Here is a 22,306-nt window from a genome sequence, read left to right as displayed (position 1 = left end):
GCATAGTTTCATGTTATAATGGTAGTTGTTTTAATAAGGCATCGACATAAAAAGAGTTATATATAGAAGATGGCTGGTTGCTTATTTTAGACTAATCTGCCATCTCTTCATCCTTTATGCTTTTGAAAGGATTGTTGAATGACATGAAATTTATAGCGAGCCGTTACAGAGATTTGATTATTCAAGGGTAAGGAGACTTTCCCGGGAGGTTTCAACATGACAGTTTATCATTTTACAGGTATTAAAGGTTCAGGAATGAGTTCACTTGCACAAATATTATTCGATTCAGGTGAATCTGTGCAAGGGTCTGATATTAAAAAACATTTCTTTACTGAAGAACCGCTAAGAAAACGAAATATTACAATTTTGCCGTTTGACCCTGATAATATTAAGGAAGGGATGACTATTATTGCGGGAAATGCTTTTCCAGATAGCCATCCAGAAATTATACGGGCAAAGGAAATGAACTTGGAAGTAATACGCTACCACACATTTTTGGGCGAATATTTGGAAAAATTTACTTCCATTGCTATTACGGGAGCTCATGGTAAAACATCGACAACCGGTTTAATGGCTCATGTACTGGAAGGAGCTACTCCTACATCCTATCTTATAGGAGACGGTACTGGTGGAGGAATGAAAGATGCTAAGAACTTTGTTATGGAAGCCTGTGAATATAGGCGCCATTTCCTAGCTTATCATCCAGATTATGCAGTAATGACAAATATAGATTTCGATCATCCAGATTATTATAAGGATATTGATGATGTATTTAGTGCATTCCAATCAATGGCATTGCAAGTGAAAAAGGCGATTGTCGCTTGTGGTGACGATGAGTACTTACAAAAAATTCAAGCCAATGTTCCAGTTGTATATTATGGTTTTGGCTCACAAAATGACTTTGAAGCACGCAATGTAGAAAAAACAACAGAAGGTACATCTTTTGAGGTGTATGTTCGCAATGAATACTATAGTAAATTCTTTATTCCAATGTACGGAGATCATACAATCTTAAATACATTGGCTGTTATTTCGCTTTGCCATTATGAAGGTATTCCAGCAGCCCTTATTCAAGAGAGACTGCATACGTATCATGGAGTAAAACGCCGCTTTACTGAAACAGAACGAGGAAGCCGCATATTAATCGATGACTATGCGCATCATCCAACTGAGATTAGTGCGACCATAGAATCAGCCCGCCAGAAGTACCCTAATAAAGAGCTGATTGCAATTTTCCAACCTCATACGTTTACACGTACGCAAGCTTTCTTAAAGAATTTTGCTGACAGCTTAAGCGGGGCAGATTGTGTTTATTTGTGTGATATTTTTGGCTCAGCTCGTGAAAAGGGAGGCGCCTTATCAATCGAGGATTTGGCGAACTTAATTGAGGAAAGCCATTTGTTAAACAAAGAAAACATCAACGAATTGTTAAGCCATGAAAATGCGGTATTTTTATTTATGGGAGCTGGAGATATACATAAATTCCAGACCGCATTCGAAGAACTTTTACAAGAAGCATAGTAAAGAAAACTGCAGTACAGACTTTTCTGTTTCTGCGGTTTTTTTATGGTTAAAAGCGGTTATATATAAGGCAATTGGCTCTTTTATCAGCTTAGTTAGAGTTTTAACTGGCAGGAGTTCAAGAAAGTTTGTAGAATGTAATTAGGTAAGTGATGTTTAAATACACTTATTTTGTGGAAAAATCCAATATATACAGAAATGGAGGGTTTAAAAATGATTGTCATTTTATACATCGCTGCGTTGCTAGTGGGAATAGGAATTCTTATTTTGTGCATTAGTTTAGCTAAGACACTAGGCGCCTTGAAGAAAACAATGGATCATGTTGCTGGTACAATGGCTGGCATCGAAGGACAAATGCAAGGCATTACACGAGAAACTACAAACCTACTAGAAAAAACAAATCTACTTGCTGCTGATATTCAAGTGAAATCACAAGAATTGAATTCTGTTGTAACAGCAGTTAAAGGATTTGGAGATTCAGTGAAAGGATTAAGTGATTCAGTTAAACATGTCACTTCTTCTGTTAACACGAATGTCTCAAGAAATAGTGAGCAAATCGCACAAGTTATTCAATGGGGAAATGCTGTTTTAGGCATTCGTGCACAAATGAAAAAGCAAAAAGCTGCGAATACCATCTATGATGATGCAGCAACAAGTAATAATCGTAATATCTAAAAGGGGGCTACTTTTGATGGAACAAAAACCAAATTATGGCGACGTAAGAAAAATAGGTTATGAGAATCAGGATCAAACATATTTGCCAAAACCCTATGAATCACGTTCGGACGCTTTATACGCGGTAGATGAAGACAGCGTCAATATGAAAGACTTTGTCATCGGTGCTTTTGTCGGCGGTATTTTAGGGGCTGCAGCAGCTTTATTCTTAGCTCCAAAAGCAGGTAAAGAGCTTCGCAACGATGTAGTAGTACAAGCAGGCCAATTAAAAGAAAAAAGTGCTGGCATTACAAACTCTGCAAAAGAAAAAACAGCAGAGATTTCTAAAAAAGTCCAAGTGCAATCTGGCCAATTGGTTGATAAGGTGAAATCATTGAAACCAGCTGCTACTCCGCCGCTTGATGATGGAACTGTTTCTTCAGAAGGTGAAGAGCCGCTTGATATTATGGAAACAATGGAGAAAACAATTGCTGAGTATGAATCAGAAAACAATGAACCTACGGCAGTAAGCAATGCTGTAGAAGAAGCAATGTCAGCAATAGAAGAATCTCAGAAAAAATAAAAAATACGCCAGAGTTAATTACTCTGGCGTATTTTTTATGCTTTAGGTTTTTTATTTCACAGCAGGAACTAACTGAATTGATAATTGATCTCCCCCAAATATCTCTGCTTCTACAGTAGAAGGTTGGTTATTTCGAAGAAGTGTAAATGTGCCCTTGAATTGTTCGGGCATTTTCCAATCAGCATATCGAAACACATCACGGAATTTAAAGGAGTCAAGTTGGATTGCTTTAAACTCTACATGATCGTTTCTATTTAATTGTGTTGTAAAGGGAACGGGTTCACCATTAACGATAGCTTGATAGCATTCTTTTTCTAATCGTACCTCTCTCTGTTGAAAGGATACAGTTATCTGTTTAGCAGACAAAAGATTCATCTGCGCCATTACAGTTTGTACCGAGGGACACTCTCCCTTCTTAATATGAATCACATCGCCGTCTTTCACTTTAGACTGGATGGATGCAGGAAGATTGTTGACTAAAATTGAACCTTCAGCATTTTGGATAGTATAGGATTGTCCATCCAATGAAATAGGGAATGGCTCTAGCCACTGGACGAGATGACTTTGTCCGGTTAGTCGTAAACACTCTTCTATGGTATGGGAATGGTCAAATACCAAAACATCTCCATCTGATAGGCTTGCAGCGACATCTGCGTTTTGTGTATTTAATCTAATGCTTGGCTCGATTTCATGCAAACTATCATTTATAGTTATGTTCGCTGGACCGTTATACTCAATAATATCTGCAATGGTAGCAGTACCAGCTTCTCCATCTTTACCTTCAATTAAATATATGCTATCACCATTTTTAATTGGTTTTTTGATACTCGCTTTTTCGTTATTTACAATGATCTCAGTCGGTTCGCCGTGACCGCCGGGTACAAATATATCCTGCCCATTTACATTGACACACATGGCTAGTCCAGGCTTTCCGTATAGTCGATTAATATTGATATTGGCAGATAGCAAGGCATCTGCAACGGTCATTTCTTTTAGCTCGAATAAGCGGACTGTTTGCTGATTCACTTCGACAGACATGTACCTGATCGGTGTATTTTTTGCAGCCATCGCAATACCAATAGGTGTCACTAGCTCAGGTGAAGCCGACACATGTTCTTCAAATGTCAATTTTTGAATCGCATCAATTCCACGAACAGCAGCACGATTAGAAGGAATCTGAAGGAATTTGCAGATTTCGGTCGTGATCTCGGGGGTCAGGCTTCCACCCCCTACCAGAAGTATTGCTTTTGGGGCAGTATGATTATTTAAATGAAAAATCTCTTGGCCAATAGCTTCCGCAAGCGATGTGACAGCAGGGCGCAAGATATCAACGATTTCTTCTTTCGGATAGCTTTGCTCAAAACCAAGAATATCAGCAATCAGTACTTCTTCCTGTGTTGATAAGGATCTTTTCACTTCTTCTGCAACAGGGAAATCCAGTATATAATGATCGCTTAAGGCTTCTGTAATCTCATCTCCGGCAGTTGGTACCATGCCATATGCTACAACAGTCCCTTTATTTGTGATAGCGATATCAGAAGTGCCTGCTCCTATATCAACCAATGCAATATTTAATCGACGCATTGTAGAGGGGATTAGCGCATTGATTGCTGCAATCGGTTCTAACGTAAGGCCTTCCATTTCTAAATCTGCGCGCTTTAAAGCAGCAATTAACGATTCGACTACGACTCTAGGAAGGAAAGTCGCAATGACTTCTACCTCTGCCTCTTCTCCTTGCTGATCTAGCAGGCTACCAATTTCTTGGCCATCTAACCGATAGTATAAAACAGAGTAACCTACGCAATAATAATGACTGCCTCTCTTTTGTTCTTTATGCTCTAGTAACTGCCGGCTTGCTAATTGTACAGCTGCTAATTCAAGACGATGAATATCATCTTCTGTAAGAGGCTGACGGTTGATTAAATTAAGCTTTGTTGAGGCCTGCTCTGTTTTTAAGGCTCTTCCTGCTGCAGCTACACTTACTTTAAGAAGAGGACCATGTATTTCCTCTAATTCTTCTTTAATTTCTTTTATAACTGATGAGACATGAATCACATTATGTATTTGGCCATCTACCATGGCACGTTCCTTATGCTCCTTTGAAATTAAATCAACAACATGGAACTGTTCTCCCTGTTGTTCAAGAATAATGCCGACAACGGAGCGGGTACCGATATCTAACGCAAAAAATTTACTAAACACATACACACAACCTTTCCAAAAAATGAATATAAGTAAGAATAACTTTATCGCGTTGAAGCGTTAAAGAAAATATGCGTGACATTCATATTAAAAACGATTATAATAATCCTATTATCATAAAATGTATCATAGTTTTCAGACTTCTGAAAGGTCTGGATACACGGGAGAGAGGAGAAACGGCATGAGTCATCAAAATTTAGATCACCTGCGTGACCGCGTTGATGAATTAAACCTTGAGATATTACGTTTAATCAATGAACGTGCTGAAGTAGTTCAAGAGATTGGAAAAATTAAAGAGAAACAAGGTGTCAACCGTTATGATCCCCTTCGTGAACGGCATATGTTAAATCTATTAAAAGAACATCACGATGGTCCGCTGAGCCAAGGGACTGTTGAACATATCTTTAAGGAAATCTTCAAATCTGCATTGAAGCTTCAAGAGACTGATCATAAGAAAGAGCTGTTAGTTTCACGGAAGCAGAAGAAAGAGGATACGATTGTAACGATTAATGGCGAAACGGTCGGCCAGGGCTCACCAACATTCGTATTTGGCCCTTGCGCAGTAGAGTCATATGAACAAACGGCCCTTGTGGCAGAGGCTATCAGTCATAAAGGATTAAAATTAATGCGAGGCGGGGCATATAAACCACGTACTTCTCCTTATGATTTCCAAGGGTTAGGCTTAGAAGGGCTAAAAATCCTAAAAGAAGTAGGGACTAAATATGGTCTAGGTGTGGTTTCTGAAATTGTTACGCCAGCACATTTGGATGAGGCGCTTGATTATATAGATGTTATTCAAATTGGTGCGCGTAATATGCAAAACTTTGAATTGTTAAAAGCCGCTGGTGAAACGAAGAAACCTGTGCTATTAAAACGTGGTCTTGCAGCTACGATCGATGAATTTATCAATGCAGCTGAATATATTATTTCTAAAGGGAATGATCAAATCATTCTTTGTGAACGCGGTATTCGCACATATGAAAAAGCAACTCGCAACACATTGGATATCTCAGCTGTTCCTATTCTGAAACAGGAAACACATTTGCCAGTATTAGTGGATGTTACGCATTCCACTGGACGTCGTGATTTGCTATTGCCTTGCGCAAAAGCTGCCATTGCGATTGGAGCAGACGGTGTTATGGCAGAAGTTCATCCAGATCCAGCTGTTGCTTTGTCAGATTCACAGCAGCAAATGAGTATTCCGCAATTTGATGAATTCTACAATGAAATGCAACAGTTCATGAAAAATTATCAAATCGAAAAGTAATAAATAATGGAATGGCAAGCAGTGCCTCTACTTAGATTGGATACAATCTTACCTATTTTTAAAGACAAACGGCGATTCGTTAGTTGAGTCGTCGTTTTTAATTTCTTGAAAAACGTTTTCATTCTATCGTATTATAGAGGGTATAACAAAGTGTAGCATTACATAGCGGAAGAATATTCTGCTTTCACTGTGTATTGGAGGACCCAAACGGGCAGTGATGTGCAGTTGACTTTTTATCAAAACGAAAGGTTATACTGTCTGTTAACACGACATAAAGAAGGAGGCAAAAAATTGACCGTTACAATATATGATGTAGCACGCGAAGCAAATGTTTCGATGGCTACGGTTTCACGCGTGGTCAATGGCAATCCAAATGTGAAACCCACAACAAGAAAAAAAGTCCTCGATGTAATCGAACGCTTAGAATATAGACCAAACGCAGTAGCGCGTGGATTAGCAAGCAAAAAGACGACAACTGTAGGCGTTATTATCCCTGATATTTCAAATGTTTTCTATGCTGAATTAGCGAGAGGAATAGAAGATATCGCGACTATGTATCGTTATAATATTATCTTATCTAACTCTGACCAAAGGGAAGAGAAGGAGTTGCAGCTGCTAGATAATATGTATGGCAAACAAGTTGATGGGATCGTGATGATGAGCGACCAAGTAAGCGAAGAGCTGCAAAATAAAATGAGCCATTCACCTGTCCCTATCGTACTTGCAGGTACATTAGACGAGATGAAGGAAATAGCATCTGTCAATATTGATTATTTGCAAGCGGCCTATGAAGCGGTGAAACATCTAATTGCCAATGGCCACCGCCGCATCGCCTATATATCTGGTCCTTTCTCTTCAACCATTAATAAAAAATTTAAGTTTGAAGGTTATAAGAAGGCCTTAGAAGAAGAGGGCATTGCGTTAGATGAAGATCTTGTTATTGCAACTGAGGATTCATACGATAGCGGTTTGGAGGATTTTGAAACACTTAGCCAACTAGCCGATCCACCAACTGCCTTTTTCGCTGGAAGCGATGAATTGGCCATTGGCATCATCCATGGAGCACAGGATCTAGGCAAGAGTGTGCCAGAGGACTATGAAGTCATCAGCTTTGAGAATTCAAAGCTTGCACGTATGGTAAGACCACAATTAACTAGCGTTGTTCTTCCTTTGTATGACATCGGAGCTGTATCGATGCGTTTATTAACAAAATACATGAACAAAGAAAATGTAGAAGATGGCCAAGTTATATTGCCATATCGCATGATTGAAAGAAATTCTACTAAATAGTGTGTAAAGAAAAAGACGTCATTCTCTAAATAGGGAATGCGTCTTTTTTATATTAATGAGAGTTTTGTTTTGTGCGTATTTGATATAGTGCTTTATCTAATATTTGTTGGTTCTTTTCACTAATCTCAGCTTTGCGTGGAATCGGATCATACATATTTTCCGGATCATCCCAAGTTGGAATAAGGCGTACAGGGGATTCTTTTTGCCACTGGTCGAGCCAAGATTGAGGGATGTTGCCTATTGGTGTACCCTTGTCCGTCATTTCTGTCCAAACCATGGACCAAGCTCTTGGTACTACGCGCCAGATATCATATCCTCCACCGCCAACTGCAATCCATTTACCATCGCAGAATTCATGTGCCAGTTCATGGGCTAGCTTAGGTATTTCTCTATAGATATTCATTGTACCGCATAGATGTGTTAATGGGTCAAAATAATGAGCATCGGCTCCATTTTGAGAAAGAATGACATCAGGTTTAAAATACGCCGTAATTTCCTTTAATGCTGTTTGATAAACATCTAAGAAAGATTCATCCTCAGTGAAGGCGTCTATCGGAAAATTAAAGGATGTCCCATATCCAGATCCATTGCCACGTTCAGTTACAGCCCCGGTACCAGGGAACAGGTAGCGCCCCGTTTCATGGATAGAAACTGTACAAACGTTGGGGTCGTCATAAAAGCTCCATTGCACGCCATCACCATGGTGGGCATCGGTATCTATATATAAAACACGTGCGTTATACTTTTGCTGCATATATTTAATAGCGACTGTACTATCATTATAAATGCAAAATCCAGAAGCCCGCGCTTTAAAACCATGATGTAGTCCGCCACCGAGATTAAGGGCGTGCTGTGATTTGCCTTGCATGACAAAGTCGCAGGCTGTCAATGTAGCGCCGACAATTTTAGAACTGGCTTCATGCATATTTTGAAAAATCGGCGTATCTTCTGTTCCGATACCAAAAGGCTCTCCAAGCTTTGCTGTTAGATGACCATGCCCTGCCATTTTTACGGCTTCAATATAGCGCGAATCATGTCCAAGCAAAAGCTCCTCATCTGTTGCATCGCGAGGAGTTATGATATCCTCATCATCTAACGCATGAAAGCTTTTCAAAAGGTCTACTGTAAGTTCAAGCCTCTTCTGATTGAAAGGATGTGTTTCAGAGAATTTATAATCCAACTGTTCAGGTGAGTATACGAATACCGCTTTTTTCATTGGCGAGATTTGGTTGGAATATTGGGCCATAGCACATCAAATCCTTCCTTGCGTAGCTCATCAATAATTGGAAGCGGATTCATTATTTTTAGCCGAATAGACAATATTTTATTTTCATCGTCTTTCGAATCCGGATAGATTAAAACACTTAATATACTTGCGTGATGATTAGCAAAAATTTTGGTAACTTCGTGTAGCGCTCCAATTCGGTCTTGGACTCGTATCTCCATTTGTGAGCTTGGCTTAGTCGCACCCGTAATTTCAATATAAGTGTAAAGTAAATCTGTTCCTGTGATGATGCCAACCAGTTCTCCTTTGCTGACGATTGGCAAGCAGCCGATGCGATGCTCATAAAGAATAAGGGCTACCTCTTCAACAAAGTCTAGAGGATGCCCAATGATAGGGTTTGTTATCATTATTTGATCCAATGTTCGGTGATAAAGTGATGTGTCACCATCTTTTAATAGGGAAGAAGGTAATGCATTTTTTAAGTCTCTTTCTGTTACTAAGCCTAAGAGTTTTCCATTCTCATCTACAACTGGCACATGGCGAATCTTTCTTTCTTTCATAAGCTTTGCAGCATCTGCCATCGTGTTAGTAGGCTGTAATGTCAGTACTTGTTTATTCATAATCTCTTCAATTAACATATGGTCACCCCTTTAGGTATCACTTGTTATAGCGATTGACTATGCGTAAGGAATTAAATCTATCAATCGATGTTTGGTCCACACGTTTGCCGATTCGAACCATCAAACAATTGGCAGGATGTGAGGCAATCTCAGGCTCATCCGTTGCAGCAACCTCTAGCCCGCCTGCCTGCATCATCTTAATCATCATGTCTCGGTATTGCCAGATTGTAAGCCCTGTACGCTTTAAATCCCAATGCCAATAATATTCCGTCGTAATGACTATATAATCTTCCATCATATCATCAAGCATCGACACCTGAAGCAGGCTTTTGCCGATCCGATTTCCTCGATATTCTGAGGCGACCTCTATGGCGCCTAATTCTATTAAGTTTTCTAAATTGCCTTCCGACCATCTTTCTAATGGATCTGGATGAAGGAATGTGGCGTATGCGATAATTGTATTATCCAACCGAGCAATCATCATTCGGCCCTCTGGTCGTTTCGCTATTTCTATAATAGCAGCAAATTGTTTTTCAGGTGTCCGAAAAGCCGTCAAATCTTGATGGAATGAAAGTTTTTGTAATTCCTCTGGCGGGACAGGGCCTTCAATTATAATCTTGCCATGCGCTGTGTCTAGTTCTCTCGCATGATAACGCCGGATGTGTTCCATTCATTCACCACCTTCAGTGAGTTATTATAAGTATTATACATGACTAAAGCAGAAAAAAACGGAGGAATTAAGAATATTGTATGGATGATTTCAGAAAGGGGAATTTGTGCAATCTACAAAAAAGAATTAATATTCTTGTAAAAATGTACTATAATAAAAGATGGTTGGAGGGAGAAAGTTCAACTAAAGGGGTATTTATAGAGCTGGTCTGCATCCGCTTTCTATGGATTCATGAACAGCAAAAAAGCATTTCACCGTATGGGAGCGGTTGAAATGCTTTTTTTTGCTTTTTAATCATCATCTGGCTCAGTTTTGTGGCCGTCATCTTTTTTGTCGTCTGATGCATTGTTTGAGTTATTTTGATTGTTATTTGACGCATTTTCGTCTTTATCTTTGTCTTTATCTTTATTTGGATTTGTTTGACCCGTTTGATTTGATTGGCTGCTGCCTTGGCCGATAGACTTATCCTCTGAATTGCTAGTAGAGGAGTTGTTATTCTGTTGAGTATTTTGTTTGTTTCGTGTCGTAGACTGTGTTGATTGAGAATTGCTATTTGGCTTGTTTGCTGAGCGATTTTGCGTTTGTGATTTCTTTTCTTTCAATGGTTTAGGTCCATAGATTTTTGAAGGATCCCCGCCAAACGGAGCCAACATATTTTGGATAAATGTATCCGATAAGCGACCACCAGAAAAACCAGTTTCAGGTCCGGGTACCATCACATTTGCATTGAATAAATCGGTTCTTGAGTGTCCAGCACATGCAGATGTAAGAGCATTCCCTGTATAGCCACAGAATGTTCGGCTGACTACTCCAGTAGGTTGCTTAAATGTTTTTCCTCCTGCAGTTGCAAGACCTGGGTTTGTATCATACAAGGCATTCATTAGGCGAGCCCATAATAAGTTTACACGTGTACTTGGAATGCCATAAACAGCATTGCCTTGATTTAATGTTTGTGGTTGATCATACCCCATCCAAACACCTAAGGAAATGTCAGGATTATAACCTACAAACCAAACATCGTTATAGTTTGTTGAAGTACCTGTTTTTGCTGCAAAGTCTGCTCTGAATTTCAAATTGCTATTGGCGGTTGTTCCGGTGCCTGATTTTAATACATCGCGAAGCATATCAGTTGTAATATAGGATGTTTGATCACTATAAACTCGTTTAGATTTTACTTTGTGTTTATACACTACTTTGCCTTCATTATTAACTATCTTGCTGACCATATATGCATCAACAAACTTTCCTCCATTAGCAAAAGTAGCATATGCATTTGTGTCTTCCTCAACAGATATACCATTAGCTATGCCCCCGAGTGCAGCTGCATAAGCCGTATAATCAGATGGTGCTATACTTGTAATCCCGTTTTTCTTTAATAGCTCCATAGGTTTCCGATTCATAATTTTTGCGTACAAACGGACAGCAGGCAAGTTTTGAGAGTCTTTTAATGCTTCCCGGGCAGATATCAAACCGCGTTCATCTGTCTCTGTATAGTTTGTAGGCTTATATGCATTTTCCCCAACACCAATTTGGAATTTCACGTCAGGAACCGGACTTCCAGCTCCAATCAAGCCATATTGAATGGCAGGTGCATAGACGAGCAAAGGTTTCATTGTCGAACCATTTGAGCGAGTAGTTCGAGATGCATGGTTGACCTCTTTAATATTATGATCCCGACCACCGACGAAGCTGAGAATCTTACCTGTTTTATTCTCTATCACAATACTACCTACTTGAACAGGATCTGGGGTAGTGCTAACCTTACCTGTTTCTTGGTCAGTTTTTTGGGTGCTAAGTGTTGGACCATAATACGGGAAATTATTTTTAACTTCTTGCATATGATCATACATTTTTTGGTCGATAGTTGAATAAATTTTATAGCCTTTTGACCTCAGTTCACGGTCAGCTAAAATGGTGTATTTCTCTTTTAGTTTGTCTTCATTCTTTAGTCGATTTGTATCGATACCATCTTTTTTAGCTAAAATTCGTGCCATAATTTCTTTGGCTCTATATTCAATTTCATACGTAACATAAGGATACTTTTCTTCTGCTTGTACTTCAGGCTTCCTAAAGTCTTTCACAATATTATATTTTAATGCTTTTTTGTACTGCTTATCAGTTATATAGCCTGTATCGTTCATTCTGTACAATACAGTTTTCATCCGATTAATACCTAGGCGTAGGTTTTCTTTATCTTTTAACACACCTTTTTGTGTGAATGGTGTATACGCGTAAGGTGATTGTGGAATCCCTGCGATATAAGCTGATTGAGCTAGGTTTAGTTTTTTAGCACTTTTATTAAAAATACCTTGTGCTGCTGTTTCAATGCCGGCAATATTCCGTCCACTGGCATTCCGACCATAAGGAATAACATTCAAATAGGCCTGTAATATTTCATCCTTTGACATAAAGTGTTCTAAACGCATAGCTAATAGTAATTCTTTCGCCTTCCGTTCATAGGACACTTCATTTGTAAGTATTTGGTTTTTGATTAATTGCTGTGTTAGAGTTGAACCGCCTGTTTGGGTAGACGAGTTGCTAACATCTTGAAAAACACCTCGTAATACTGCTTTCGGTACAATTCCATTGTGCTGATAGAAGTATTCATCTTCTGTTGCAAGCACTGCATCAATAACATAAGGAGATATTTTGTCTAGCGTTGTTCTTTGACGCTCAAGGTCAGTCCTCATTTTTCCTAAATATTTATTGCCAGCAAAATAGAGGGTACTCGTCTCCTCATAATTAAAGATTGCTTGTCGCATTTCGCTTTTTGGCATATTCGGCTCATGCTTTACAAGCGAAGCGAAGTAGCCAGCGCCAATCGAGCCGACAAATACCAGCCCCATCACAACAAACAGAATGAAGATCAAAAATAAATTCCAAATGACACTAGAAGTAATACGGAAATACTTCATCCCTGTTTTCTCGGCTAATTGATCGAGCTTTTGATTTATAGTGGCTATCCATTCTTTCATTTTTTCAATCACACGCGACCAATGCTAAAAAGTCATATCAATTGTTAGATGATTCACTTTTAGCAAGAGGCCTACCTCCTTTTATAGTATGAATTCCAAAAGAAATGCGCACTACTGCTATAATAGTGCCCATCCAAAGGCTACCTCGGTAGCATCTGTTGTACTAAGAAGTCCAGGTTATAGGCACAATTACTTGCTATGATTCTAATGTTTTTGTATAAAACAGAACATAATAAAGAATACTATTCTTTGTACGTCTGCCTAATGCAGACTGGTGAAGTATCATTTTATATAGTCTATCTCTTTCTTTATGTATTTATACAAATATTTTAGTATACAAGCAATAATCCAAAGTGCTATTTTATAACCTTTTAAAATATTGTCTATTATACCATAAGTCGAATCAACGACAAGATTACTTATTGACAACAACTTAAAATGCAGTAAAATAGTCATTAATATATTCTTGCGATGAAGCATGCCTGAGTAATGGCCATATTTCCTGTTTAGAGAGCTAGCGGTTGGTGCAAGCTAGTCATAGTATGGACGTGAATTACACATGGGGAGCAAGAACGCAGCCGCTGCGATAAAGCGATTTAAGCGGAAGATGAAAATCTTCAAGCTGGGTGGTACCGCGTTAAATTAGTAATTAACGTCCCTGCATTTTTAAATGCAGGGGCGTTTTTATTTTTATTAGGAGGGAAAAAGATGACAAATGCACTACTAGAAGACTTACAATGGCGAGGATTGCTATATCAGCAAACAGATGAGGAAGGCATGGAAAAGTTATTGACTGAAGAGAGTGTTTCTTTATATGTAGGCGTTGATCCGACTGCTGACTCGATGCATATCGGCCATATTGTACCTATGTTAACTCTTCGTCGCTTCCAACAAGCTGGACATAGACCAATATTGGTAGTTGGCGGCGCAACTGGTATGATTGGCGACCCATCCGGAAGACAATCAGAACGTAGTCTTTTGACAGCTGAACAAATTGATAACAACGTAGCAGGGATTAAAAAACAATTAGAACAAATTTTTGACTTCTCTGAGGGTGAAAATGGCGCAAAACTTGTTAATAACTACGATTGGGTTGGAAAATTAAGTACAATTGAATTCTTACGCGACTACGGCAAGTTAATCAACATTAATTACATGCTAAGCAAAGATACTATTGCTTCTCGTTTAGAATCTGGATTGTCATTTACTGAATTTACGTATACCTTGATTCAAGGGCTGGATTTTAACCATTTATATGATCATTACAATGTTAAAATCCAAGTTGGTGGTTCTGATCAATGGGGTAATATTACAACAGGCCTTGAAGTAATTCGTAAAACGCATGACGAAGAAGCAAAAGCGTTCGGTTTTACAATTCCATTAGTAACCAAATCAGATGGGACGAAATTCGGTAAAACAGCAGGGGGAGCGATATGGCTTGATCCTGAAAAAACGTCTCCTTATGAATTTTATCAATTCTGGTTGAATACTGCGGATGCTGATGTGATTAAGTATTTAAAAATCTTTACGTTCCTAAGCAGGGAAGATATTGAATCGTTGGCTGAGAAAGTGGAATCAGAGCCGCATCTTCGCGAGGCTCAAAAAACATTGGCTGCGGAAATGACAAAGCTTATCCATGGAGAAGCAGGGTTAGACCAAGCACTTCGCATTACTGCTGCATTGTTCTCTGGTGATTTGAAATCACTTTCAGCAGACGAAATGAAAGTTGCTTTTTCAGGCGTACCATCAGTTGAATTGCAAAAAGAAGAAAAAAATATTGTAGATCTATTAGTTGAAGCAAACATTTCTTCTTCTAAACGCCAAGCACGTGAAGATGTTACAAATGGCGCTATTTCAATTAACGGGGAAAAAGTGAAGGATCTTGACTATGTAGTCGATGCAAAAGATCGTATGGAAGATGCGTTTGCTATCATTCGTAGAGGTAAAAAGAAATATCATATGGTGAAATTTAATTAAAAAAGAAACCGCAATGGGGAAAAGTTCAGTAATTCCCAACATTGCGGTTTTATAATTTTAGAAGTAATGTGTGTAGCTTGATTCAATACATTGTTTAAACTTATTTTTTTGCAAATCTATTTAAGAAAATCTTTTAAATCTGTTAATAATGCGGCTTGCTGTATTCGGATCATATCCTAGCACCCATTCACCATTTATAGAAGTCTGTGGTGCTCCTAGTCGACCGGTTTTTTGCATTAAAAATTGTGCCACGTCTGGATCGTTGCCAATGTGGACTTCTTTGTAGGGTAAGTTTTGATCCTGCAAAAAACTTTTCATCAATTCGCAATAACCGCAATTCGATGTAGAGTATATCGTTATATCAAGTTTCATCATATCTTCCTCCCTGATTATACCCTAATAGGTATGTAAACTATACAACATAGGGTATTATAATGCAAGAGGGATAAATCTGTTCTTCTTGATTTGATACCTCTCTGGGTATATTATATAAGCATATGAGTAGAAGTTCCTGTGAGGTGAGTATATGGAATATAATGATCAAATTCGCAACCGTTTAAAAAGGATTGAAGGGCAGCTACGAGGTGTTCTGCGAATGATTGAGGAAGATAAGGATTGTAAGGATGTCATCACGCAACTCTCTGCCTCTCGCTCAGCTATCGACCGTACTATTGGACTGATTGTGAGCACCAACTTAGTGCATTGTATGAAAGAAGAAAAAGATTCAAACGGCAAGGATTCAGAAACGTTGATTAAAGAAGCGGTTGAATTATTAGTCAAAAGCAGATAATAAAGGGGAGATAGTCATGAAAACAATTACACCAAGCGAAGTAGCAAAGAAATTAGCTGAAGGACAAGCACTTTCTCTTATTGATGTACGTGAACCTGAGGAAATAGCTTCTGGGAAAATTAGTACAGCAAAAGAGATTCCGCTAGGCACATTACCTGAAAATCTAAATGAATTAGACAAAAATAAGGAATATATTATGGTCTGCCGTTCAGGCAATCGAAGTGGACAAGCAACTCAATATTTGGAGGAACAGGGATTTCAAGCGGTCAATATGGAAGGTGGAATGTTGGCTTGGGACGGTCCTATTGAATAGCTAGCTATATAGAAGGAAATAGGGTATGCAATCCGCGTGCCCTTTTTTGCTTGTAGTTAATATGAGAATAGGAGGGGAAGAATGGGGCTAATCGTTGTATTAATGATACTTGGGATTATCGGTTCCTTTTTTTCAGGGTTAGTAGGTGTCGGTGGGGCCATTGTGATGTACCCTTTATTATTTTTCGTACCACCCTTGCTTGGTTTCGAAAAATTTACTTCGTTAGAGGTATCCGGCTTAACGGCATTTCAAGTATTTTTCTCAACATTGAGCGGTATATTGACACATAAAAATGATGGTTCTCTGCGAGGTAATCTTATATGGCTAATAGGGCTTCCTGCGTTAGTCAGTGGTTTTATGGGCGGATTAGTCTCCAAGGAAGTACCTGATACATATTTAAATATGTTATATGGCATTCTAGCTATTGTTGCAGTATTGATGATGTTTCTTCCTAAGAAGGATGCAGGGGAAAATGGATGGGCGAAAAATGTGACAGGTGTATTAGCTGTTGCTACAGGTATTATCGTCGGCTTTGATGCAGGTATGATAGGAGCAGGAGGAGCATTTCTCTTTGTCCCTCTAATGATTCAAGTCATCCGAATTCCAACACGTACAGCTATGGCGACATCTCTTGCCATAACCTTTTTATCTTCTATAGGCACCATCATTGGAAAAATATTATCACATAGCATTGATTATCGATTGGCAATTTGGCTGGCGATTGCTGGTTTAATTGGTGCGCCTATTGGTGTTCGAATTAGTAAAAAATTGTCTGTTCAAAAATTACAGTGGACGTTCGCTGGCCTTCTAATCATAACAGCAGCCAAAATATGGTGGGATGTATTTTGGGGTTAATAGAATAATAAAAGCTAAGACGTTATAAGCAAACGCCTTAGCTTTTTTCATTATTCAGTGACTAACAGCGACCTCTGTGATGCATTTGGTGTCTTGGATGAGGCATTGGCATTGGGCAAACTGTGTTATTTTCAACGCATTCTTCCACAACAGAATGTGTTTCTGGGAAGTAGTGTTGATTGTTGATTACATGCCGATTAACTGTTGTTACATGTGTTGGATGGATATGTGGTACGACAGTAGGAATAATATTAGTTCTTACAATTTGCCGTGTAGGAGATACCCGCGGCGGATCATACTGTGCTGGTAACATGTTTGGTGGGCAGCATATTGGCATATTGCAATGGTGAGGATGTCTTCTATTCATTCAAATGACCTCCTTTGTGTGTTAAGGTGTGTGTCCTTAATAAGATATGACACTTGTAAATAAACACAGCGGTCATTTGCCTATTGATGCTATGGGTTTTTCCGAACTGAAAACTAAATGGATAACTTTACATTGCAAAAAAACAACAATATATCTTAATGTGTATGTGATGATTCATTTATTTCTCTTTGCTTTTTTCCACGTGTTAGGATTTAAATAACTTTTGAACTTTGCGGCTGCTTCTTTCCCAACGAGCAAAGCACCAATCCAAAAGATAATTTCTGCAATTATGAGAACGCTAGTTATAATTCCTGCCTTTAACTTTGTTGAGATAGGGAAAAATGGAGTCATAACAGGTATTAGCCATAGAATCATAGAGAAGATTAATAGTCCAATTCCTAGTTTATAAACGAATTTTTTTTCTTTAGGCAATACGAGAATCCTCCTGTTGTTATAGTTTATGTATAAAACTATAGAGGAGTACCGGCGAAATCACAAGGTTTAATAGTGAAGCTATAAATGAAAGAAGGCTACCCAAATGGTAGCCTCAACTCTTTTTATTCATCTGGGTAGTTTAAATGCAATGGCGGCATAATAAGCCATCCTTTTTCTTTTTCCAATTTGAGCACTTTCCCTGCAAATTGTCCTTTTTTCATATGGAACTGAGCGTACATCATGGCGATGTCTTCTCTGATGGACATGCCGAGGGCTTGACTACAAGCCATTAATCCAGTAGCTGTGTCTGCAGCAAGCATTGCACAAATTTCCGGATCGTTAAATTTAGCACCGGCTGGAATATCCTCTAAATTAGCATTTGGTCGTTCAGGAGGTGCTGGTGGAAGGGCAATCCCATTTACTTTCAACAAAGTTTCTAATTGCTCATTTTCTTCTTTGCAGCATTGAATAGCTTCCTCAAGGAGTTTGCCTAATTCTTTATCACCTGTATGATTGTATAATGTTTGGTAAGCCGCAATTAAACCATTATTAGTCGCGAAATTCGTCCAAATAGTGATTGCTTCTCCATAATTTAATGGCTGATCTTTCGGATTTCCGCTTAACATACCCATTCTTAACACTCCACTCGTATTTTAATAATATGACTTAAATAGAATGTGCAAACAAATGGTATTTATACATCAATCCTTTTTAAAAATGCTGCATCTGATAAAGTGGGCAATTAATAATCCAATATATCCATTGATCAAAGGATCACTTAATATAGTGATTCTTTATTTAATTAATATAATCTCATATTGGTTTAGTGAATTATTTAATTCATTTGTCCCTCCAATGAAGAATATAGTAAAACAGGGAGAGTGATATAATGAATTTTGAAAATTACAAAAATGTTCAAGAAATAAAAAGATTTGAAGGTTAAATAAAAATTGCGATGCAATTTGTAATAACAAAAACAATTTTCATGGAAGGTGCCAGAACAACCTGTAGGTACGGGGCTTCCCGGGGCTGCTATATTTATTAAACTAGATGTTCCTTTCCGTTATTCAAGCTGCTTAGATTTTCATGGAGTACAGAAAATGATTTCATTACCGTTTAGGAATTGTTATAGCCTGGTGCAACAGAGTATCATAGATATTTCAACGTAGCGTTAAGAAACTGGGTCAACGAAGAGATAAAACATTTATAATTGGAATATAAAACAACAGCGCAGATTATGCTTGATATTATCTAATTAATGTAAGAATTTTTAAAATTAGTATATAATAAATGAAGATACAATAATTTACTGAATTTGTAGAACTACTAAAACAGCGTTAACAAAAATCGGAGAAGCTTTTGCAATAGAAGATATGCGTGATCTTATTGATTTCAACAAAGAAGAATAAAAGATAAAAACGGCACTCTTTAGACTTATCTAAGGAATGCCGTTTTTTCGCCTGCTTTTAATATTTGTTAATGCTCCCCCACCAGTATTATCAAGGGTTTGGAGGCTCCCCCAGTGCTTTTGAAGCTGCATATTGATGATTAATCAAAGGGTTCCCCCAGTACATCCCCCAAAAAAACGAGTGATTATGGGGAGAATTGGGGAACAGAGAAAAACAAAAAACCTTGCAACCGTTGATATAACGGGAACAAGGCTTTTAAAAAGAGTTCTTTTGAAATCTTTAAAGACTATCTTGAGTAGTACTCAACGATAAACGCTTCATTGATTTCAGCAGATAATTCGCTGCGTTCTGGAAGACGTACAAATGTACCTTCTTTTTTGTCAGCATCGAATGAAAGATATTCTGGAACGAAGTTGTTTACTTCGATTGATTCGCTAACGATTGCTAGGTTTTGAGATTTTTCACGAAGAGAAATCACTTGACCTGGTTTAACGCTGTATGAAGGAATATCAACGCGTTTGCCATCAACTAATACGTGACCATGGTTTACTAATTGGCGAGCAGCACGACGAGTGCGAGCTAAACCAAGACGGTAAACAAGGTTGTCTAAGCGAGTTTCAAGAAGGATCATGAAGTTTTCACCATGAACACCATTCATTTTACCAGCTTTAACAAATAGGTTGTGGAATTGACGTTCGTTCATACCGAACATATGACGAAGTTTTTGTTTTTCTTGTAATTGTAAGCCGTACTCAGACAATTTTTTGCGTTGAGTTGGGCCGTGTTGACCTGGAGCGTATGGACGCTTTTCGATTTCTTTACCTGTACCGCTTAAAGAAATACCTAAGCGACGTGATAGTTTCCAAGATGGACCTGTATAACGAGACATTAATAGTCTCCTCCTTTGGTTTTTTATTTAGCATAAAATAAAAACCAATTGTATTTAGCTCCATTGCCATTTTATTTTCATGTATCTTCGCTCATGCAGCCGAAGAGTTACCAATACACCGTCTATTAAATAGAGGAATAAAATGAACAACCAAACCATACAACCGCTGCGTTTATTTTACACAAAGAATATTGTAGTATTTGGACTGTTTTCTGTCAAGCAAATCAATTAAATATAGTTGAGGAATCCAGTGGCAAAAAATTACACAGTGATTTATAATTGAGATTATCGGAATAAATTATTAATTATTAATAGTTTAATATACTTATTTATTTTATTCGTAAATAGTCATAACTACTTAGATAATGGTCAAAGAAAAAGGTGATATAATATTGAGAAATCTCCAAATAATACAAAACATTAAAAGCTACCTATTGGATTTTTGGATTGCTCATGTAGATCAGTCGTTGACAGATACTGAATATTTGCATGAATTTCAAATGATCGCCAAACAAGAATTTAAAATGAAAAAAGTAGAATATTTAAAGCTAGAACACGGCTTATTATGTCCATTGCCAAATTCAACCTTACAAGCACTTCCGTTTAATTCGATTGCACCTTATGTGGAAGAAACACATCCTTTATCTGAAACAAGTGCAAAGCTGATAAATAAAGTACTTAAAATAGATAGTGACGTCATCATTCTAAAAGATGAAAAAGACCATATTTTTGCCTTAATTATTGTTGAAAACACACCTGAGTGGCAATGTTTTGCCTCGACGCCTTACGTAAAAGAATTAGAAACGTTGTTATCTAGTCTAATATTGTCTCTAATAAGTAAAGAGAAAAACTTTTATGGAGCAAAATTAAATGGGGAATTATATGAAATGACGGCTATTTTTCATTCCACTATGAATATTAATACAATTTTAGAGGCGATGATTCAAAGCATTAAAAGGACATTTCCACAATTTAAATCAAAATTGATCTTATCGAATGACCAAGACCGTCTACAAATTGAAGATGTAGAGGTATTTGATTATTTATTAGAAAGACCTTCTACGATTGAAGCTTATGTATCAGGAGAGATTACATCGGAGGAAGCCAAGGATATCAACAATTACTTGCTGAATGTGCCTATTATTGGAAAGCAAGGCATATATGGTGTGCTTCAGATTTTTGCTTCACCTAATTATCATTTTAGCTCAAAAGAAAAGAAATTCTTGTCTCATTTAGCACAGACATCTGGCAATGCTCTAGAAAATGCAAAACTTTATCACCAGTCGCATCGCCTAGTAGCAGATCTGCAGCTAATCAATGAAACATCGCAAAGGTTAAATATGAAGCTTAATAAGGAAGAAATCATTACTTTTTTGACAATGCAACTAAAGAAATCTTTTTTGCCATCAGAAATTTGCTTTGTCTTTAAATCTCATGATGGTTATCAATATATGGGAGATACGGCTGCTTTCTTTTGCGAGGAAAACGCTTCTGTGTACAAAGAATTTATAGCAACACACTTTGAGAAAAGTATGGAGCCTCTCTTTATAGCTGAGTTTAGCCAAGTGGTGGCAGAAAAGACAAAGTATAATTCAATGATCGTTGTCCCTATTATTATAAATGAGAAGGTACAAGGATATTGTGCAATATTCCATGTGGACTCTTACTATTTCTCATTTGATAGTTATAAACTAATGCAGTCTTTAATTCGACATTCCTCATTAGCAATTTCTAATATTCTACTTAGAGAGCAACTCCAGGAAATGATTGATAGAGACCACTTAACAACACTGTATGCTCGTAAATATTTAGAAAGATATATCGAACGTTCTATGGAAGTAGATGATTTCGGCGCATTTATTTTATGCGATATTGACGATTTTAAGAAGATAAATGATACGTACGGCCACCAGACAGGTGATGTTACTTTGCTTATGATAGCAAAACATCTACAGGGTTTGGTAGAGAACCAAGGTATTTGTGCACGTTGGGGAGGAGAAGAAATGGCCATTTATTTGCCAAACAAAGGACTTGATGAAACAATGGCTTTAGTTGGCAAGATTATTAATAGCATACCACAAGTGACTAGCCCTCCAGTTACTATTTCATCAGGTATCGCATTATGGAGAAGCGATGCACGGTTTACGTACCAACGTGTTTTTAAAAATGCTGATGTGGCTCTTTATGAAGCTAAAAATACAGGGAAAAATAAATATTGCATCTTTCAAGGACCGCCTATAAATGAAAAAGCTGATGCTTAAGCA

At 37.9% G+C, this 22,306-nt stretch carries 20 protein-coding genes; 10 read left to right on the top strand and 10 right to left on the bottom strand.

Annotated elements, in window-relative coordinates:
• The first annotated feature begins 216 nt into the window (after positions 1–216).
• The 3 genes from murC to M2M59_RS11065 all read left to right on the top strand — a co-directional run bounded on the left by murC (position 217) and on the right by M2M59_RS11065 (position 2,758).
• A complete protein-coding gene (murC, locus tag M2M59_RS11075) occupies positions 217–1,521 on the top strand; it encodes a UDP-N-acetylmuramate--L-alanine ligase (RefSeq protein ID WP_249774605.1) in 1,305 nt (434 codons plus the stop codon).
• 213 nt (positions 1,522–1,734) lie between these two features.
• A complete protein-coding gene (locus M2M59_RS11070; protein ID WP_147196039.1) occupies positions 1,735–2,196 on the top strand; it encodes a DUF948 domain-containing protein in 462 nt (153 codons plus the stop codon).
• Between the two features lie 16 nt (positions 2,197–2,212).
• Positions 2,213–2,758: a YtxH domain-containing protein gene (locus M2M59_RS11065; protein WP_249774604.1), complete on the top strand. Its 546-nt coding sequence runs from the start codon at positions 2,213–2,215 to the stop codon at positions 2,756–2,758.
• 51 nt (positions 2,759–2,809) lie between these two features.
• Here the strand turns inward: M2M59_RS11065 and pilM are convergent, their stop codons facing one another.
• Complete coding sequence (gene pilM, locus M2M59_RS11060) at positions 2,810–4,960, bottom strand: pilus assembly protein PilM (RefSeq protein ID WP_249774603.1); 2,151 nt, start codon at positions 4,958–4,960, stop codon at positions 2,810–2,812.
• 181 nt (positions 4,961–5,141) lie between these two features.
• Here pilM and M2M59_RS11055 point away from each other — a divergent pair, with 181 nt between their 5' ends.
• Positions 5,142–6,227, top strand: coding sequence for a bifunctional 3-deoxy-7-phosphoheptulonate synthase/chorismate mutase (locus M2M59_RS11055; RefSeq protein ID WP_249774602.1), 1,086 nt, complete (start codon positions 5,142–5,144; stop codon positions 6,225–6,227).
• A gap of 291 nt (positions 6,228–6,518) precedes the next feature.
• Positions 6,519–7,517, top strand: coding sequence for a catabolite control protein A (gene ccpA, locus M2M59_RS11050; protein WP_066788961.1), 999 nt, complete (start codon positions 6,519–6,521; stop codon positions 7,515–7,517).
• A 52-nt stretch (positions 7,518–7,569) separates the two neighbouring features.
• Here ccpA and M2M59_RS11045 read toward each other — a convergent pair whose 3' ends face one another.
• From M2M59_RS11045 to M2M59_RS11030, 4 genes are all read right to left on the bottom strand, one after another.
• Entirely contained in the window at positions 7,570–8,733 is a 1,164-nt protein-coding gene (locus tag M2M59_RS11045) for an acetoin utilization protein AcuC (RefSeq protein ID WP_249776006.1), read from the bottom strand.
• The gene (locus M2M59_RS11040) at positions 8,730–9,380 is read right to left on the bottom strand and encodes an acetoin utilization AcuB family protein (protein WP_249774601.1); all 651 of its coding nucleotides are present in this window, start codon (positions 9,378–9,380) and stop codon (positions 8,730–8,732) included. The genes M2M59_RS11045 and M2M59_RS11040 overlap by 4 nt, the downstream gene beginning before the upstream one ends.
• A gap of 19 nt (positions 9,381–9,399) precedes the next feature.
• A complete protein-coding gene (locus M2M59_RS11035; RefSeq protein WP_066788955.1) occupies positions 9,400–10,032 on the bottom strand; it encodes a GNAT family N-acetyltransferase in 633 nt (210 codons plus the stop codon).
• Positions 10,033–10,322: 290 nt separating this feature from the next.
• A complete protein-coding gene (locus tag M2M59_RS11030) occupies positions 10,323–13,007 on the bottom strand; it encodes a transglycosylase domain-containing protein (RefSeq protein WP_249774600.1) in 2,685 nt (894 codons plus the stop codon).
• Positions 13,008–13,715: 708 nt separating this feature from the next.
• On the opposite strand from M2M59_RS11030, the gene tyrS reads away from it, so the two are divergent.
• Positions 13,716–14,984: a tyrosine--tRNA ligase gene (gene tyrS / locus M2M59_RS11025; protein ID WP_147196027.1), complete on the top strand. Its 1,269-nt coding sequence runs from the start codon at positions 13,716–13,718 to the stop codon at positions 14,982–14,984.
• 120 nt (positions 14,985–15,104) lie between these two features.
• Here the strand turns inward: tyrS and M2M59_RS11020 are convergent, their stop codons facing one another.
• Positions 15,105–15,356, bottom strand: a complete 252-nt coding sequence (locus tag M2M59_RS11020) for a glutaredoxin family protein (protein WP_066788947.1) — start codon at positions 15,354–15,356, stop codon at positions 15,105–15,107.
• Positions 15,357–15,510: 154 nt separating this feature from the next.
• Between M2M59_RS11020 and M2M59_RS11015 the strand changes: the two genes are divergently transcribed.
• The 3 genes from M2M59_RS11015 (at position 15,511) to M2M59_RS11005 (ending at position 16,942) form a co-directional block, all read left to right on the top strand.
• Positions 15,511–15,774, top strand: a complete 264-nt coding sequence (locus tag M2M59_RS11015) for a metal-sensitive transcriptional regulator (protein WP_066788944.1) — start codon at positions 15,511–15,513, stop codon at positions 15,772–15,774.
• A gap of 16 nt (positions 15,775–15,790) precedes the next feature.
• A complete protein-coding gene (locus M2M59_RS11010) occupies positions 15,791–16,087 on the top strand; it encodes a rhodanese-like domain-containing protein (RefSeq protein WP_066788941.1) in 297 nt (98 codons plus the stop codon).
• A gap of 81 nt (positions 16,088–16,168) precedes the next feature.
• Entirely contained in the window at positions 16,169–16,942 is a 774-nt protein-coding gene (locus M2M59_RS11005; protein WP_249774599.1) for a sulfite exporter TauE/SafE family protein, read from the top strand.
• Positions 16,943–17,003: 61 nt separating this feature from the next.
• Here the strand turns inward: M2M59_RS11005 and M2M59_RS11000 are convergent, their stop codons facing one another.
• From M2M59_RS11000 to rpsD, 4 genes are all read right to left on the bottom strand, one after another.
• Complete coding sequence (locus M2M59_RS11000; protein WP_244946683.1) at positions 17,004–17,309, bottom strand: CotD family spore coat protein; 306 nt, start codon at positions 17,307–17,309, stop codon at positions 17,004–17,006.
• Between the two features lie 174 nt (positions 17,310–17,483).
• The gene (locus M2M59_RS10995) at positions 17,484–17,741 is read right to left on the bottom strand and encodes a transporter suffix domain-containing protein (protein WP_244946682.1); all 258 of its coding nucleotides are present in this window, start codon (positions 17,739–17,741) and stop codon (positions 17,484–17,486) included.
• 125 nt (positions 17,742–17,866) lie between these two features.
• The gene (locus M2M59_RS10990; RefSeq protein ID WP_147196019.1) at positions 17,867–18,376 is read right to left on the bottom strand and encodes a DUF3231 family protein; all 510 of its coding nucleotides are present in this window, start codon (positions 18,374–18,376) and stop codon (positions 17,867–17,869) included.
• Between the two features lie 1,063 nt (positions 18,377–19,439).
• Complete coding sequence (gene rpsD / locus M2M59_RS10985) at positions 19,440–20,042, bottom strand: 30S ribosomal protein S4 (RefSeq protein ID WP_066788927.1); 603 nt, start codon at positions 20,040–20,042, stop codon at positions 19,440–19,442.
• A 392-nt stretch (positions 20,043–20,434) separates the two neighbouring features.
• Here rpsD and M2M59_RS10980 point away from each other — a divergent pair, with 392 nt between their 5' ends.
• Positions 20,435–22,303: a sensor domain-containing diguanylate cyclase gene (locus tag M2M59_RS10980; protein WP_249774598.1), complete on the top strand. Its 1,869-nt coding sequence runs from the start codon at positions 20,435–20,437 to the stop codon at positions 22,301–22,303.
• Positions 22,304–22,306: the final 3 nt, after the last annotated feature.

The sequence above is a fragment of the Rummeliibacillus sp. G93 genome (assembly GCF_023515935.1).
GTDB classification, from domain to species: Bacteria; Bacillota; Bacilli; order Bacillales_A; family Planococcaceae; genus Rummeliibacillus; species Rummeliibacillus stabekisii.
This window is presented reverse-complemented; position numbering and strand designations above follow the sequence as displayed.